The organism is Methylobacterium sp. 22177 (genome assembly GCF_052045615.1).
In the GTDB taxonomy this organism is placed as follows: domain Bacteria; phylum Pseudomonadota; class Alphaproteobacteria; order Rhizobiales; family Beijerinckiaceae; genus Methylobacterium; species Methylobacterium radiotolerans.
This window is the reverse complement of the sequence record NZ_JBQEPK010000074.1, coordinates 1-15799: the sequence shown is the minus strand read 5'-3', so window position 1 is coordinate 15799 and position 15799 is coordinate 1. Positions and strand designations below refer to the sequence as shown.

The 15799-nt window shown below is 70.8% G+C and carries 14 protein-coding genes, 1 tRNA gene, 1 pseudogene and 1 riboswitch; of the genes and pseudogenes, 8 read left to right on the top strand and 8 right to left on the bottom strand.

The genetic code is table 11. The features are described from left to right. Together ACTJK8_RS30780 and ACTJK8_RS30775 are read right to left on the bottom strand one after the other, a co-directional pair. Positions 1-524 (bottom strand): annotated as a pseudogene (locus tag ACTJK8_RS30780) (aminotransferase class III-fold pyridoxal phosphate-dependent enzyme); the annotation flags it as partial. Between the two features lie 827 nt (positions 525-1351). Further along, positions 1352-1426, bottom strand: a tRNA-Gly gene (locus tag ACTJK8_RS30775). Positions 1427-1679: 253 nt separating this feature from the next. Between ACTJK8_RS30775 and ACTJK8_RS30770 the strand changes: the two genes are divergently transcribed. Together ACTJK8_RS30770 and ACTJK8_RS30765 are read left to right on the top strand one after the other, a co-directional pair. After that, on the top strand, positions 1680-3449 hold the full coding sequence (locus ACTJK8_RS30770; protein ID WP_012320134.1) for an N-acetylglutaminylglutamine amidotransferase: 1770 nt from the start codon (positions 1680-1682) through the stop codon (positions 3447-3449). 118 nt (positions 3450-3567) lie between these two features. Beyond that, positions 3568-4392 carry a class II glutamine amidotransferase gene (locus ACTJK8_RS30765; RefSeq protein ID WP_059408383.1) on the top strand — a complete coding sequence of 275 codons (825 nt, stop codon included), beginning with the start codon at positions 3568-3570 and terminating at the stop codon, positions 4390-4392. Positions 4393-4402: 10 nt separating this feature from the next. On the opposite strand, the gene ACTJK8_RS30760 is transcribed toward ACTJK8_RS30765, so the two are convergent. Together ACTJK8_RS30760 and thiC are read right to left on the bottom strand one after the other, a co-directional pair. After that, positions 4403-4741, bottom strand: a complete 339-nt coding sequence (locus ACTJK8_RS30760; RefSeq protein WP_024829480.1) for a flagellar protein FlaG — start codon at positions 4739-4741, stop codon at positions 4403-4405. 620 nt (positions 4742-5361) lie between these two features. Beyond that, positions 5362-7248, bottom strand: a complete 1887-nt coding sequence (gene thiC, locus ACTJK8_RS30755; RefSeq protein ID WP_440763066.1) for a phosphomethylpyrimidine synthase ThiC — start codon at positions 7246-7248, stop codon at positions 5362-5364. A gap of 71 nt (positions 7249-7319) precedes the next feature. After that, positions 7320-7425, bottom strand: a riboswitch (TPP riboswitch). A 102-nt stretch (positions 7426-7527) separates the two neighbouring features. Between thiC and ACTJK8_RS30750 the strand changes: the two genes are divergently transcribed. From ACTJK8_RS30750 to ACTJK8_RS30740, 3 genes are all read left to right on the top strand, one after another. Beyond that, entirely contained in the window at positions 7528-8358 is an 831-nt protein-coding gene (locus ACTJK8_RS30750; protein ID WP_024829482.1) for an alpha/beta hydrolase, read from the top strand. Between the two features lie 15 nt (positions 8359-8373). Continuing rightward, the gene (locus tag ACTJK8_RS30745; protein ID WP_029357731.1) at positions 8374-8748 is read left to right on the top strand and encodes a restriction endonuclease; all 375 of its coding nucleotides are present in this window, start codon (positions 8374-8376) and stop codon (positions 8746-8748) included. 109 nt (positions 8749-8857) lie between these two features. Further along, entirely contained in the window at positions 8858-9928 is a 1071-nt protein-coding gene (locus tag ACTJK8_RS30740) for an acyltransferase family protein (RefSeq protein ID WP_116655929.1), read from the top strand. A 7-nt stretch (positions 9929-9935) separates the two neighbouring features. Here the strand turns inward: ACTJK8_RS30740 and ACTJK8_RS30735 are convergent, their stop codons facing one another. Together ACTJK8_RS30735 and ACTJK8_RS30730 are read right to left on the bottom strand one after the other, a co-directional pair. Next, the gene (locus tag ACTJK8_RS30735; RefSeq protein ID WP_012320127.1) at positions 9936-10181 is read right to left on the bottom strand and encodes a hypothetical protein; all 246 of its coding nucleotides are present in this window, start codon (positions 10179-10181) and stop codon (positions 9936-9938) included. A 114-nt stretch (positions 10182-10295) separates the two neighbouring features. Then, positions 10296-10823 (bottom strand): hypothetical protein, encoded by a 528-nt coding sequence (locus ACTJK8_RS30730; protein ID WP_024829484.1) that lies wholly within the window; start codon positions 10821-10823, stop codon positions 10296-10298. Between the two features lie 184 nt (positions 10824-11007). Between ACTJK8_RS30730 and ACTJK8_RS30725 the strand changes: the two genes are divergently transcribed. Beyond that, positions 11008-11391, top strand: coding sequence for a hypothetical protein (locus tag ACTJK8_RS30725; RefSeq protein ID WP_012320125.1), 384 nt, complete (start codon positions 11008-11010; stop codon positions 11389-11391). Positions 11392-11428: 37 nt separating this feature from the next. Here ACTJK8_RS30725 and ACTJK8_RS30720 read toward each other — a convergent pair whose 3' ends face one another. Both ACTJK8_RS30720 and ACTJK8_RS30715 read right to left on the bottom strand, forming a co-directional pair. Then, positions 11429-12145, bottom strand: a complete 717-nt coding sequence (locus ACTJK8_RS30720; protein ID WP_012320124.1) for a YoaK family protein — start codon at positions 12143-12145, stop codon at positions 11429-11431. A 4-nt stretch (positions 12146-12149) separates the two neighbouring features. Further along, positions 12150-12368, bottom strand: a complete 219-nt coding sequence (locus ACTJK8_RS30715) for a hypothetical protein (RefSeq protein ID WP_440763065.1) — start codon at positions 12366-12368, stop codon at positions 12150-12152. Between the two features lie 96 nt (positions 12369-12464). Here ACTJK8_RS30715 and ACTJK8_RS30710 point away from each other — a divergent pair, with 96 nt between their 5' ends. Both ACTJK8_RS30710 and ACTJK8_RS30705 read left to right on the top strand, forming a co-directional pair. Next, positions 12465-13334 carry a LysR family transcriptional regulator gene (locus ACTJK8_RS30710; protein WP_029357735.1) on the top strand — a complete coding sequence of 290 codons (870 nt, stop codon included), beginning with the start codon at positions 12465-12467 and terminating at the stop codon, positions 13332-13334. Between the two features lie 253 nt (positions 13335-13587). After that, complete coding sequence (locus tag ACTJK8_RS30705) at positions 13588-15774, top strand: transglycosylase domain-containing protein (protein ID WP_012320121.1); 2187 nt, start codon at positions 13588-13590, stop codon at positions 15772-15774. The last annotated feature ends 25 nt before the right edge of the window (positions 15775-15799 follow it).

The following is a 15799-nucleotide window of genomic DNA, read 5'->3' as shown; positions in this document are numbered from 1 at the left end:
CCGGCCGCGCCGGGCTTCGCGCCGGGTGCCGTCGCGGGCTTCAGCTCGAGGGCCCCGATCAGGCCGACGCCGCGCCACGTCTTCACCAGGGGGTGCTCGGCGAGCCCCACCAGCCGCTCGAGGAAGAGCGGGCTGAGGCGCCGGCAATTGCCCACGAGGTCGCGCTCCTCGATGATCCAGATGTTCTCCAGGCCCACCGCGGTGGCGACGGGATGGCCCGAGGCCGTGTAGCCGTGGCCGAGCACGCCGAGCCGGGCGGATTCGTCGGCGATCGGCTCGTAGAAGTTCGCGTTCATCAGGATCGCCGAGAGGGGCATGTACGAGGAGGAGATCTGCTTCGAGAGCACCATCACGTCCGGCTCGATGCCGAAGGTCTCGCAGCCGAACATCGCCCCCGTGCGCCCGAAGCCGCAGATCACCTCGTCGGCCACCAGCAGCACGTCGTAGCGGCGCAGCACCGCCTGGGTCTCCGCCCAGTAGTTCTCCGGCGGGACGCAGACCCCGCCCGAGGCCATCACCGGCTCCGCACACTCTCTCTAATCGCGTCAAGAACGAGAACAATTTTCCCGAGGCGACGTCCGCCAGCACCTGCTTTCTTTAAGGACAGGTCGGCCACGGGTCGCCGCTACCGCGCGTTTTCGCGCTCATTGTTGGCTCTGCGATCACCGTATCGTCGGGATGTTCGGAGGCTCGCTGGCGTCGATGTGATACTGCCTGCCACGGCGCGTGCTGCGCGTTCCTTCGTGGCATGCTACTATCGAAGGTGCTACGAAGCCGAACGCATTGCTATCTGCGTGTCACTCAGCCAGTGCCAGGGCGTCGCGGGCTATGTGAAAACCGCACGACAGCGAAGGAACCGAACGAAGGAGCGAACTTGCGCCGCGCATCTAAGCGTGGGGAGAAACCCGTACTTTAAATGGGGAGTCGTGGGGAGAAAGCTTGGGTGGTCGTCTCCTAAATCATTGCCACCACTCGTTTTTCTGACGCGAAAAATAAGTGATGGAGCTGAGGGGATTCGAACCTCTGAGATTCAGACTGTGAGACGAGCGGACGGCCAAGCGGCGATACGGCTCGGGTGCCGCTCCAAGCCCAGATAGGGCCAATGATTATACTCACGGCACCGTCTGCCGCTCGCCGGATCTACAAGAAGCAATCGATCTTACGCGGTCAGAGGCTGCCGATATCGGAACCAAGGAAGGAGCGGGATTGCGCTTGCGCAGCACGTTCCATTCGCACCGTTACCGTCAAATGAGCAGACGCCCGTTGTACGCGCGTTGTACGACCCCTCAAGGTCTTTCGTCAGCGAGACCGCGTTTGTGCTGCTAACCCGTTACGCGCTTACGGGTTTTTTTGGAGCGGGCGATCGGGATCGAACCGACGACATTCAGCTTGGGAAGCTGACGTTCTACCACTGAACTACGCCCGCCGACATGGTCTGCACGGAAACGGTCTGTCGCGGAGCGCGAACTCCGAACGGCGCCGTGCGCCCATGTACGGCTATGGTCTAGCAGTTCGACGGCGACGGCGTCAAACGGGTCCGTCGTCCCCGGCCCCGATCCGCCGACGGTCGGGCCGGGACCCGGCGCACCGCCGTGGCCGGACCGGCGGAACGCCGCGGCGCGCGGGCCGTTTCGCTCGACGGAGCGTGCGTCGCGCCCGACCGAGACCCTGCTGACATCATGTGTGGAATCTGCGGCGAGATCTGTTTCGACAGGCCGGCGGACCCCGCCGCCGTCGACGCGATGATGGGATGCCTGCAACCGCGCGGGCCGGACGCCGCGGGGCTTCTCGGTTCCGGCCGGGTCGTCTTCGGCCATCGCAGGCTCAAGATCATCGACCTGTCCGAGGCCGGCCAGCAACCCATGGTCGATCCGGCGCTCGGGCTCGCGATCGTGTTCAACGGCTGCATCTACAATTTCCGCGCGCTGCGCGCCGAACTCGAGGCGGCGGGCTACAGCTTCTTCTCGGCCAGCGACACAGAGGTGGTGCTCAAGGCCTATCATGCCTGGGGCCGTGCCTGCGTCGAGCGCTTCGCCGGCATGTTCGCGTTCGCCATCCTGGAGCGGGAATCCGGGCGGGTCGTGCTGGCGCGCGACCGGCTGGGCGTGAAGCCGCTCTACTACAGCGAGACGAAAACCCGGTTCCGCTTCGCCTCGTCGCTCCCGGCCCTGCTCGCGGCCGGCGACATCGATACCGCGATCGATCCGGTCGCCCTCCACCATTACATGAGCTGGCACGCGGGCGTGCCGGCCCCGCTCACCATTCTCAAGGGTGTGCGCAAGCTGGCACCGGCGACGATCCTGACGATCGAGCAGGACGGGACGCAGCACGCGTCGACCTACTGGACACTCGCGATCGGACCCCGCGAGGCCGACCGCGGCCGGACCGAGGCGGACTGGCGCGAGGCCGTTCTCGATGCCCTGGGCACCGCCGTCGAGCGCAGGCAGGTCGCCGACGTCCCGACGGGCGTCCTGCTCTCGGGTGGCCTGGACAGCTCGCTGCTCGTGGCCCTGCTCGCGCGGAGCGGGCAGCAGGGCCTGAAGACCTTCTCGGTAGGCTTCGACGCGGTGAACGGCGTCGAGGGCGACGAGTTCAAGTACTCGGATATCGTCGCCGAGACCTTCGCCACGGACCACACGAAGCTGGCGGTCGACGGCTCCCGGACGCTGGAAGCGCTGCCCGCGGCGATCGCGGCGATGTCGGAACCGCAGATGAGCCACGACGCGGTGGCCTTCCTCCTGCTCTCGCAGGAGGTCGCCAAGCACGTGACGGTGATCCAGAGCGGGCAGGGCGCCGACGAGGTGTTCGGCGGCTATCACTGGTACCCCAAGCTGATGGGCTCGACCGACCCGGTCGCCGATTACGCGAAAGCGTATTTCGACCGCGACCACGCCGAGATGCGCGAGGCTCTGACGCCCGACATGCTGGGGGGCGATCACAGCACCGACTACATCGCCGCCTTCTTCGCGAAGTCGCGGAGCGCCAGCGCCATCGACAAGACCCTGCAGCTCGACCAGGAGGTCATGATGGTCGACGACCCGGTCAAGCGGGTCGACAACATGACGATGGCCTGCGGCCTCGAGGCGCGGGTGCCGTTCCTCGACCACGACCTCGTCGAGCTGGCGGCCCGCATCCCGGCGGAGCTCAAGGTCCGGGACGGCGGCAAGTACATCCTGAAGGAAGCCGCGCGGGCGGTTGTCCCGGCCGAGGTGATCGACCGCAAGAAGGGGTATTTCCCCGTGCCCGCCCTGAAGCACATCCGCGGCCCGTTCCTCGACTACGTCCGCGAGATCCTCGACCGGCCCGAGGCGCGCGCGCGCGGCATCTTCAACCGCGCCTACGTCGATCACCTGCTCGCCGATCCCGACGGCACGCTGACGCCCAAGGGCAACTCGAAGCTCTGGCAGGTGGCTCTTCTGGAGAGCTGGCTCCAGACCCACGGCGTCTGAGACGGGCCGCGGCACGGCTTTCGCGACAGATCGTGATCGACCGCGCGCTCAAGGTGCCGCGCTTTGTCCACGATCGTCCCGGATCAGCCGGCCGACAGACACCCGGAGAAGCCCGTCGATGTGCCGCTGGATCGCCTATGCGGGACGCACCATCCCGCTGGAGCACTACGTCACCGAGCCGTCCCACAGCCTCGTCTCGCAGAGCATCGCGGCGCTCGAATCGACCGCGGCGACCAACGGCGACGGGTTCGGCCTCGGCTGGTACGGCGATCACCCGGAGCCGGGCCGGTACCGCGAGGTCCAGCCCGCCTGGTCGGACGACAACCTCCGCTACCTGTGCCGGCACCTGCGTTCGCACCTGTTCTTCGCGCACGTGCGCGCCGCGACCGGGACGCCGATCACCCGGCCGAACTGTCATCCCTTCGCTTGCGGCCCGTGGCTGTTCATGCACAACGGCTATATCGGCGACTGGAGCCGCCTGCGGCGGCCGGTCGAGGCGCTGATCCCCGACGAGCTCTACCCGTCGCGCGCCGGCACCACCGATTCCGAGGCGATCTTCCTGGGATTGCTGGGCTGCGGCCTGATGGGCCCGGGGTCGCGCCGCGATCCGGTCGACGCGACGGCGCGCGCGCTCGCGCGGCTCACGGACCTCGCCGGAGCGCATCCGTTCCGGTTCACGGCGGCGCTGGCGGACGGCCGCGATCTCTACGCGTTCCGGTACGCCGCGAACGACAAGGCGAACTCGCTCTATTACCGCGCCTCGGAGGACGGTGTGGTGGTCGCCTCGGAGCCGCTCGACCGGGACCACGGCGCCTGGACGACGGTCGCCGAGAACAGCGTCCTCGTCGCGCGGCGGGACGCGCCGGTGGAGATCCTGTCGCTGGCGCAGTTCGGCCTGGCCGCGCCGCCGGTCGAAGACTCGGTCCGCCGGCTGCGCGCCTGAGCGACGGCCCTCAGGCGACGCGGGAGAGGCTGCCGCTCTGCGAACCCTCCGCGCTGCGGGCGGAATCGTAGGCACGATTGCGCAGGGCGGTCTCGCTCGGGAGCTGGTCGATCACGTTGCCGGACGACGGATCGACCACCTGGAACACGATCGAGCTCGTGTCCGGGTCCTGGATGTAGCGCGCCTTGCCGCCGTTCGTGCCGATGTCGAGCTTCACCGCGGGCTCGAGCGGCTTGGCGGGGGTCTTGGGCTCGGGCGCCTGCTGGGTCACGGCGGCGGCGGCCGTCGCTCCGAGCGCGTCGAGGCCCTGCGGCCCCGGCGTCGTGGATGTCAGCGTTCGGATCTCCATCGCCGGTCTCCTGCGATCCTGTGATCGAAGGATTGAGGCGCGGTCCTGCCTAATCGTTCCTTAATGGCTCCTGCCGGTCCACCGGATGCTGGCGCGCGATCGGAGACGCGATGAACATCGCGTTACCGCCGCGACACAAATCCGCGCTGCTTTTTCACTGACGCCGACTCGGCCGCTGTCCCGCTCGTCTTCCGGGGACGGGGCCGCGATCCGCACAGCGCTACGTGCAGCACGCCCTGTCCAGGATGCCGGCGATGCTCATCCTGGCGGGGACGGCGGCGCTCGGCGCGCCGGGCGATCCGGGAACGCCCGCGCAGTTCATCCGCGCGCACCGCTGCGCGGTCGCGGCGCGGCTCCACGCGATCCACGGACGCGGGCCGATCGAGGTCTCCCGCGACCGCTTCATCGTCGTCGCGCCGCGCGGGCAGTCGCAGCGCTCGGTCCAGTGCATTGTCCAGGATCGGGATACGCGGATGCTTTGCGAGGCCGCGTCGACCGCCTCCGGGCCGCCCGAGGGGAGCCGCCTGAGGCTGGATGCACCCGCCCGGGCGACATGCTCGGTATCGAGGTCCCGTACGGCGGCACGCCCGGGTCCTGAGCGGACCGGGCGTGCCGTCACCTCACTCGGCGGCGTCGACGTAGAGCTTGCCGCCCTCGGCCAGGAACTCCTGCGACTTCGCCCGCATGCCGGCTTCGGCCTCGGCCTTCGACATCGCGGGCGCCGCGCCCACGACATCGCCGGCCTCCTCCATCGCCAGCACCTCGGCGCGCAGGTCCTGCGTGATCTTCATCGAGCAGAATTTCGGCCCGCACATCGAGCAGAAATGCGCGACCTTGTGGGCATCCTTCGGCAGGGTCTCGTCGTGGAAGCGCCGCGCCGTATCCGGGTCGAGGCCCAGGTTGAACTGGTCCTCCCAGCGGAAGTCGAACCGGGCGCGGCTGAGCGCGTCGTCCCGGAGCTGCGCGGCGGGATGCCCCTTGGCGAGGTCGGCGGCGTGGGCGGCGATCTTGTAGGTGATGACGCCGGTCTTCACGTCGTCCCGGTCGGGCAGGCCGAGATGCTCCTTCGGCGTGACGTAGCAGAGCATCGCGGTGCCGAACCAGCCGATCATCGCGGCGCCGATGCCCGAGGTGATGTGGTCGTAGCCGGGCGCGATGTCGGTGGTCAGCGGGCCGAGGGTGTAGAACGGCGCCTCGCCGCACTCCTTCAGCTGCTTCTCCATGTTGACCTTGATCTTGTGCATCGGCACGTGGCCGGGGCCCTCGATCATCACCTGACAGCCCTTGTCCCAGGCGACCTTGGTCAGCTCGCCCAGCGTCTCGAGCTCGCCGAACTGGGCGGCGTCGTTGGCGTCGGCGATCGAGCCCGGGCGCAGGCCGTCACCCAGCGAGAACGAGACGTCGTAGGCCCGCATGATGTCGCAGATCTCGTCGAACCGCTCGTAGAGGAACGATTCCCGGTGCCCGGCGAGGCACCATCGGGCCATGATCGAGCCGCCGCGCGAGACGATGCCGGTGACGCGCCGGGCGGTCAGCGGCACGTGGGCGAGCCGCACGCCGGCATGGATGGTAAAGTAGTCGATGCCCTGCTCGGCCTGCTCGATCAGCGTGTCCTTGAAGACCTCCCAGTCGAGCTTCAGCGGGTCGCCGCCGACCTTCTCCAGCGCCTGGTAGATCGGCACCGTGCCGATCGGAACCGGGCTGTTGCGGATGATCCACGAGCGGATGTTGTGGATGTTGCGGCCGGTGGACAGGTCCATGACCGTGTCGGCGCCCCAGCGGATCGACCAGACGAGCTTCTCGACCTCGTCGGCCGCCGAGGAGGTCACGGCCGAGTTGCCGATATTGGCGTTGATCTTGACCAGGAAGTTCCGGCCGATCGCCATCGGCTCCAGCTCGGTGTGGTTGATGTTGGCCGGGATGATCGCCCGGCCGCGGGCGATCTCGTCGCGCACGAATTCCGGGGTGATGAAGGGCGGGACCGAGGCCCCGAAGCTCTGGCCGTCGGCGAGCGCGGCCTCGGCGCCCGCGAGCATCGCCTCGCGGCAGACGTTCTCGCGATGGGCGACGTAGATCATCTCCTCGGTGATGATCCCCGCGCGGGCGAACTCGTACTGGGTCACCATCTGGCCCGGGGCCGCCTTGCGGACGGTCCGCTCGGCCGGGCAGGGGGCCACGAGCTTGTCGCCCGCGAAACCGTTATCCTCGGGCTTCACCGCGCGCGGGGCGACGGACGCGTAGCCGCGCGCCGCGATCCAGGGCTCGCGCACGCCGGGGAGGCCGGCATTGAGGTCGATGCGGGCATCGGTCTCCGTGTAGGGGCCCGACGGGTCGTAGACCCGCACCGGTTCCTCCTTCGGATCGGAGAGGACGATCTCGCGGTAGGGTACGCGGATGTCCGGCCGCCCGGCCGGGCTCGCGTAGGCCTTGCGCGATCCGGTCACCGGACCCGTGGTCACGGTCTCGGGGCTGCCTTTCACGTCCTTCGGGAGAACGGGTGCGTTCATCGTGGGCCTCTCCTCGTGCTGGAGCGGTCCGGTCCACGCGATGGCCGAGATGAGATGAGGTCGCGCGAGAGGCGACCGCAGGTTCCCGTCCCTCCGCCGGTATGAGCCGGATCAGGTTCAAGGGTCAGGGCAGCGTGCCCAATCTCAGCCCTCTGCAGGGCCCCCCTCGGAACGGTTCCAGACTCGGGCTCGCGGACGGCTTTGTCAATGCTGACCCGTCGCCCTAGAAAACACATCCCGGAAACCGTTCGTCCGAACGCCCTCGCTCTCCCAGACCGCATGCGCCTCCTCGCCGGCCTCCTGCTCGCCGCGCTCCTGCTCTGCGGCCTGGCCTGCGCCGCGCTCGCGCTCGGGCAGCGGCGGTTCCTCTACCCGGGCGCCTTCGGTCCGCAGAACCCGTGGACGATCCCGCCCGGCCTCGCGACGATCACGGTCGCGACCCCCGACGGCGAGAGCCTGCACGGTCTGTGGCGGCCGCCGCGGCCGGGCTGCGGCGTCGTCGTCAGCTTCCACGGCAACGGGTCGCGCCCCGAGCCGCACGCGGCGCGATTCGCCGCGGGGCCCTGGCGGGCGGGCGGCTGGGGTGTGCTCTCCGTGGCCTATCGCGGCTATCCCGGCTCGACCGGGAGTCCGAGCGAGGACGGGCTGATCCGCGACGGGCTGGCGGCCGTCGAGGCCGCGCGGGCGCGGGCGCCCGGCGCGCCGATCCTGCTCCACGGCCATTCCCTCGGGGCTGCCGTGGCCGTGGCCGTCGCCGAGCGGGTGCCGGCGATCGGGCTGTACCTGGAGGCGCCCTTCGACTCGATGACCCACACCGTGCGGCTGCATGTCCCGCTAGCCCCGATCTGGCTCCTGCGCGACACGTACCGCTCGGACCTGCGCATCCGCGGTGGGACGGCGCCCGTGCTGATCGTGCAGGGCCGCGACGACACGGTCGTGCCGGCCAAGCTGGCGCGGAACCTCGCCGAGGCGGCCGGCCCCCGGGCCCGGATCGACGTGATCCCGGGGGACCACGTCTCCATCCTCGGGATCCGGGATCGCGAGGCCGAGGCGCTGTTCGGGTCGCGCGTCGGTCCGGCCTGCCCGCAGCCGGCGGACCAGCAGGGGTAGGAGAGGGAGGCTCGCGTGGTCGGACGGCGCTCGCAGCGCTGGAGCGCCGAGGATCCGGACGCGCCGGGCGTTCCGGGCCCGCCGGACCCGGTCTGTCCCCTCTGCGAGCGCCCGATCCCGCGCCGCGCCCGCTCCAGCCTCCATCACCTCACGCCGAAGCTCAAGGGCGGGACCCATCGCGGAACGGTCCGGCTGCACCAGATCTGCCACTCGGCGATCCACGCCCGCTACAGCGAGGCGGAGATCGCCAAGCGCCTCGCGGACGTCGAGGCGCTGCGCGCCGATCCGGAGATCGCGCGCTTCCTCGTCTGGGTCCGCGGCAAGCCCGACGATTTCCACGCGGCGACGCGCATGACCCGTGCGCGGCGGTCGGCGCGGCGCAGCAACTGACCGGCCGGCGTTTACCGCGCGTTCGTCACATCCGCAGGTGGCCGCCGCCCCGTTCCTTGCCGTCAACCCGAACCGGTCCAGGATCGCCCCGATCGCGAGGGGTGGGTCGATGGCCGGGGTCGGTGATACGGGAGATCGGCTCGCCTGGGTCGATATCGCCAAGGGGATCTGCATCCTCCTGGTCGTCATGATGCATTCGGTCATCGGTACCGGCGAGGCCATGGGCGGCGAGGGCTTCCTCCACCCGGTCGTCGCCTTCGCGAAGCCGTTCCGGATCCCGGACTTCTTCCTGCTCTCCGGCCTGTTCGTCGGACGGGTGATCGACCGCGACTGGCGGCTGTTCTCCGACCGCCGGGTCGTCCACTTCGCCTATTTCTACCTGCTCTGGCTGGTGATCCAGTCGGTTGCCAGATACGGCAAGATCGTCGGGGATGCCGGGCCCGCGGCCTTCGCGGCGCACCTCGCCCACGCGCTGATCGAGCCCTATTCCAGCCTCTGGTTCATCTACCTGCTGGCGGTGTTCTCGGTGGTCACCAAGGCCCTGCGTCGCGTGCCCGGCGGCGTGCTCCTCGCCGGCGCCGCCCTGCTGCAGATCGCCGACATCCGCAGCGAGTCGACCCTGATCGAGGAATTCTGCGCCCGTTACGTCTTCTTCGTCGCGGGTTACCTGTTCGCCGGCCGGATCTTCGCGCTCGCCGACGCGGCGCGCCGCCGCGTCCCGCTCGCCCTGTGCGGACTCGCCGCCTGGGCATTCCTCGAGGGCTGGCTCGCGCTGACCCCGTCGGGCCTGCCGGACCATCCGACCCTCGCCAGCCTGCCGCTGGTGAGCCTCGCCCTCGGCGCCGCCGGTGCCCTCGCGATCGTGGTCGCGGCCTCCCTGATCGGCCGCGCCGGCGGCCCGGTCGCGGAGGCTGTCCGGACCTGCGGCCAGCGCTCGATCGTGATCTACCTCGCCTTCTCGCTGCCCATGGCCGCGACCCGGGAGGTCCTCGTGCGCACCGGCGCGATCGCCGATATCGGCCTCGCGAGCCTCGCGGTCATGACGATGGCGGTCGTTCTGCCGCTGGCGCTGGAGCGGCTGGTCCGCGGGACGGCGCTCGACCTGCTGTTCGTGCGGCCGCGCCGGTTCCGGCTGGTGGCGTCCGGGCGCCGCCCGCGCCCGGCCCTGCAGGCGACCTGAGAGGGGCTCAGCCGTCGAAGGCGATGCCGATCCGCCGGCTGCGTCGCCACGCCACGGTGGCCGGGCGCGGTTCGGCGCCGGCGCTGACCCGAAGCGGGAAGCGGTCCGGCACGGCCTGATCGTCCTCGACCTCGATCTGCGCGCCCACGTCCGTGGCGTCCCAGACCAGGCAGCTCACCTCGCCGCCGTCGAGCAGTACCGCGCCGAAGGTGAAAGCGTTCTTCCGGAAAGCGCCGCGGCGATTCTCCGTCATCAGCTCCTCCGTCCGGTCCCGCGGCTCCGCGGAGAGAGCTCCGCGGAGCCGGACGATGCCGGATGGCGGTTAACAGGGCAAATACGTTCCCGCGTCTGCCCTGCTCGACCGAGATCAATACTCGTCCGGATCACCCCGGTAGCGGCGCGGGCCCGGACCGTAATCGTCGTCGTAGGGGCGGCGCACCGGCGGGCGGTCGTAGTCGCGGCGGTCGCGGTAGGCGTCGCGTCGGTCATCGTACCCGTCGTTGCGGTAGCCGCCGCCGTAGCCCCCGCCGCCGTAGCCCCCGCCGCCGTAGCCTCCGCCGCCGCCGTAGCCACTACCGCCGCCGCCGTAGCCGCCACCGCCGCCCGCGTTGATGCGCGGGGCGTACCAGCAGCTCTTCGCCTGGCCCGGTGCCGGATCGCCGAAGGTCTGGGTGTTGCAGGGCACGACGCCGCCCTGCGGGAAGGGCCGGCCGTTCGTCCGGCCGGGCACGCCGTAATAGACATTGGTGGGGTAGGGCATCCGGCAGACGCCGCCCTCCTGCGCACAACCGACCAGGTTCACCGTGTCGAGCTGATAGGCCTGGGCCGGGGCGGGCGCGAGCGCGCCGCCTCCCAGGGTGATGGCCCCGAAGGCCAGAGCGATCCGAATCTGCACGTCCCCGATTCCCCCCGTGGTTCGCGGTCCGCGTGCCGAATAATCCGGTCGGCGGCTTCCGGCCAGCGGCCGCGCTCGCTATGGCGTCGCACGAGGACGCGCGCGGGCCGGTCCGCGGCCGGCGCGTCGGTGATCGGGCGGAACGCCCCGTCTCGGACGGGAGAGGGCGCCCCGGGAGGCCTTGATGAGGGATGCGTCCGCGCAGGAGCTTCTGCTGCTCAGCGCGTTGCAGGAATGCCGGATCCAGCTCGACGCGGCGCGCAGGGACGAGGCGGCCCGCGCCGCCGTCCGGGACGAGCTCCAGGCCGCGCTCAGCCGCGAGGCCGCTCTCGCGGCGGCGATCGTGGAGGAGCGCGAGCGGACGGAGGCCGTCCGCCTCGTGCTTCAGGCGCTGCTGATGAGCGTCCGACGGTTCGGCCTGCGCCGGCGCCTGTTCCGGGCGCGCATCGCGCGGCTCGGCCGCGAGACGCCGGATGCCGGTCCGCAGGCTGCCCGCCACCCCGTGTTGCTCGCCGAGGCCCGCCGGGTGCTCGGCAAGCCGGCCGCCGAGCCCTCGGCCGAGCCGTGACGCCGGTCGCCGCCTGACCGCCGCGCGGGGCGGCTCCTCACGGGACGGCGCCCGCGTCGGCGGGCGCCGCGGACGCGACGATCAGGACTACGAGAACGCCGAGTGGCAGGACGATGCTGCCGAAGGCGAGATGCGCGATCCCGTAGGCTCCGCAGAGCGCGCCCGCGGCGAAGGCCGCGATCGCCGGGAGCACGCGCAGGAACCGCTTCCGGGTCTGCTCGCGCTGTTCGCCGCTGCCCAAGGCGAGGTCCGTCGCGTCGATGACGGCCTGGCTGACGCTGACGGTCATGACCGTCGTGGGCGCGAGATGGCCGAGTGACAGGCGTCCGACGGCGTTCTGCAGGCCCATGGCCGCGACCGCGAGCATGCCGACGGTGATGGAGGCGGCGCCGTCCGCCGCGCCGAGGGGTGACCAAACGGTGCCGCACAGACCGAACCCCGCGAGCAGGGCCACCTCGACGGCGAGGAGCCAGGGCAGGGGATCGACTCCCCGCCGCTCCAGCACCAGGGCCAGAACCCGGGCTCCCGCCACCGCCCCGACGAAGACGGGCAGCGCCAGGAGCTTGGCCACCACGCCGCTCGAGCTCGCGACGAGCTCGGCGCCGATCAGGACGAAGTTACCGGTGACGTGGGCGGTGAACAGGCCGGTCAGGGCGATGAAGGCGGCCGCGTCGACGAAGCCTGCGACGAACGCCAGGGCGGCGCCCGCCGAGGGGCCGCTCCCCGGATTCTGCGACCGCGCGGGACGGGTCATCGTCTCAGTCGGCGAAGGGTGCCGCCATCGTGCCGACCGGCATCCGCGGGTTGGCGAAGTAGTCCGGCCAGCGGTCGCAGAGGTACAGGATCACGACCAGCACGGTGGCGGTCGCCAGCAGGGAGGCGAGCACCTCCGTGACCTGTACGGCCCACCGTCCGAGTGTCGAAATCGCCACGAGGCCGCCGACGAAGAGTGTGGTCACGATCACGGGTGCGGACATCGAACGAGGCTCCGCGGCGCGGCCCGGGGACGGGTCCATCTCGAACCCTAACGCCGCGCGAGCCCGCGGCGTTACCGATATCGGTTATCGTGAACCATGATAGGCAACCTGAACATCGAGCTGCTGCGCTCGTTCCTGGCGGTCGTCGAGAGCAGCAGCTTCACGGCCGCGGCCCAGGCGCTCGGCCTCCGGCAATCCACCGTGAGCGGGCACATCGCGCGGCTGGAGCAGGCTCTCGGTCGGCCGCTCCTGACGCGGGACACGCACCGGGTCGCTCCGACGCCGGACGGCCAGGCCATGATCGGCTTCGCCCGCGAGGTGGTGGACGCGCAGGACCGGCTGCGCGCCTTCTTCTCGCCGGGCGGCCTGCGCGGCCGCATCCGTCTCGGCGTCTCCGAGGACTACACCCTGTCGACCCTGGCGCAGGTGCTGGCCCGCTTCGCCGGTCGGCACGACGCGGTCGATCTCCAGATCACGGTCGGGCTGAGCCGCACCCTCTACCAGGGCTACGACGCGGGCGAGCTCGACGTGATCTTCTGCAAGCGCCGGCGCGGCGATCCGCGCGGAACCTTGGCCTGGACCGAGGACCTGATCTGGGCGGGCCGGCCCGGCTTCGTCCCGGATCCGGCCAAGCCCTTGCCCCTGGTGCTCTACCCGCCGCCCTCGATGACCCGCACGCTGGCGCTCGACGCCCTCGAGACGGTGGGCCGGTCCTGGCGGGTGGTATGCACGAGCGGCAGCCTGATGGGCTTGCGGGCCGCCGTCGAGGCCGGCCTGGGCATCGCGCCGCACTCGGCCAAGGTCATGCCGCCAGGTCTCGCGGCGATCCCCGAGGCGGTCGGCCTGCCTCCGCTCGGCGCGGTCGAGTTCGTCGTATTGGGCCCGGGGCGCCAGCACGCGGCGGCGACCGCGCTGCAGGAGACGATCCTGGCGAGCACGGGCGAGCTTCAGGGCGCCGCGCACTAGCTGCGCCCCGCGCCGCGGCGCGGCGTCCGGCTTCGATCCGGCCGGTCCGGCGCGGTCCTTAACGGAATGGCCAGCCTTTTTCCGCACCGTACCGCGAAGCGGTCACAAACGGTTTCGACAAGGACGGCCGGCGGCGCCGGCCTCCGTGTCGTTTCCGGACGGGGCGCGAAACCGCCGCATTTGGCGTGCGGAGACCGTCCTGCGGTGCGCCGGACAGACGCGCGTCGTGGCGGAACATTCGAAGACGGGATGCATGGCCAAGGGTCGGGGCAGGATTGAGCCGAACTTCGACGTGCCCGAGGGGCGCGCGCGGGATCGCGGCGAACTCGACCTGCGCCTGACTCGGGAAGACCGGCCGGGAGCAGGAGACGGCGTGGCGAAGCGATCGGGCGGCGGAGCGCGGCAGCCGAACAAGGCGCCGGCGCGGACCACGGGGCGGGCGAAGGCCTCGGGTCGCGGACGACGCCGGCGTTCCTGGCTCGGCCGCATCGTCTACGGCACCGTCGTCCTCGGCCTCTGGGGGGTGATCGGGCTCGCCGGCCTCATCGCCTACCACGCGTCGCAACTGCCGCCGATCGACCAGCTCGCGGTGCCGAAGCGGCCGCCCAACATCGCCATCCTGGCGAGCGACGGCTCGCTGCTCGCCAATCGCGGCGAGACCGGCGGCCGTGTGGTGTCGATCAAGGAGCTGCCGCCCTACCTGCCGCGCGCCTTCGTGGCGATCGAGGATCGGCGCTTCTACCAGCATTTCGGCGTGGATCCCGTCGGCATCGTCCGGGCCATCGGCCAGAACCTGACCCGTCGCGGCGTGGCGCAGGGCGGCTCGACCCTGACCCAGCAGCTCGCCAAGAACCTGTTCCTGACCCCGGAGCGCTCGGCCTCGCGCAAGATCCAGGAGGCGATCCTCGCGCTCTGGCTCGAGCACAAGTACACCAAGGACGAGATCCTCGAACTCTACCTGAACCGCGTCTATTTCGGCGCCGGCGCCTACGGCGTCGAGGCGGCGGCGCAGCGCTATTTCGGCAAGCCCGCCAAGGAGGTGAGCCTCGCGCAGGCCGCGATGCTCGGCGGGCTCGTGCAGGCGCCCTCGCGCCTCGCCCCGAACCGCAACCTGCCGGCCGCCCAGGCCCGCGCCGCCCAGGTCCTCGCCGCCATGCAGGAGCTGGGCTTCGCGTCGGCGCAGGACGTCAAGGTGGCGCTCGCCCAGCCGGCGAAGCCCGCCAACGCCCGCGGCGGCGGGTCGGCCAACTACGTCGCCGACCTCGTGATGGACGTGCTCGACGATTACGTCGGCAAGTTCGACACCGACATCACGGTCCAGACCACCGTCGATCCCAGCCTCCAGGCGGCGGCCGAGAAGGCGCTGACCGACGAGCTCAACGCGAAGGGGACGCGCTACAACGTCAGCCAGGGCGCCCTGGTCTCGATGCGGCCCGACGGCGCCATCCGCGCCCTGATCGGCGGCCGCGACTACGCGCAGAGCCAGTTCAACCGGGCCACGACCGCCAAGCGTCAGCCCGGCTCCTCGTTCAAGCCGTTCGTCTACCTCGCGGCCGTGGAGCACGGCGCCACGCCCGACACGGTCCGGGAGGACGCGCCGATCCGGATCGGCAACTGGGCGCCGGAGAACTACTCCCACCGCTATGAGGGCCCCGTCACGCTGCGGACGGCGCTCGCCCAGTCGCTCAACACGGTCGCGGTGCGCCTCGGCCAGGAGGTCGGTCCGAAGACCGTGGTCCAGACCGCCCAGCGCCTCGGCATCACCTCGCCGCTCCAGGCCAACGGGTCCATCGCCCTCGGTACGTCCGAGGTCACGCTCCTGGAGATGGTCGGCGCCTACGGGGCCTTCGCCAACGGCGGCATCGGCGTGATCCCGTACGTCGTCACCGCCGTGAAGAGCCAGGACGGGAAGGTGCTCTACAAGCGCTCCGACAACGGTCTGGGCCGGGTCATCGACGCCAACGCCGACGGCATGATGAACGCCATGATGCACGAGACCTTCGTGAGCGGCACCGGCAAGAAGGCCGACATCCCCGGCTGGGACCTCGCGGGGAAGAGCGGCACCACGCAGGATTACCGCGACGCGTGGTTCATGGGCTTCTCGGGCAGCCTCGTGACCGGGGTCTGGCTCGGCAACGACGACGGCGAGCTCACCAAGAAGGTCACCGGCGGCAACCTGCCGGCGGAGATCTGGAAGACCTACATGACCCAGGCGCTGAAGGGGCAGACGCCGGTCCCGCTCCCGGGCCTGAATCGCTGGCGCCGGCAGCCGGAGACGACCGCCTCGGTGGCGAGCGCCGCCCCGGCCGGCCCGGGCGGGCTCCTCGGTCAGATCCTCGGCGAGCCGGAGGCGCCGGCGCCGCGCCAGGCCGCGCCGGCACGGCGCGCCCAGAAGGATGACCGCAATTTCATCGAGAAGCTGTTCGGCATCGGGGACTGACGCGCCGCGCCTGGTCAGAATCGCG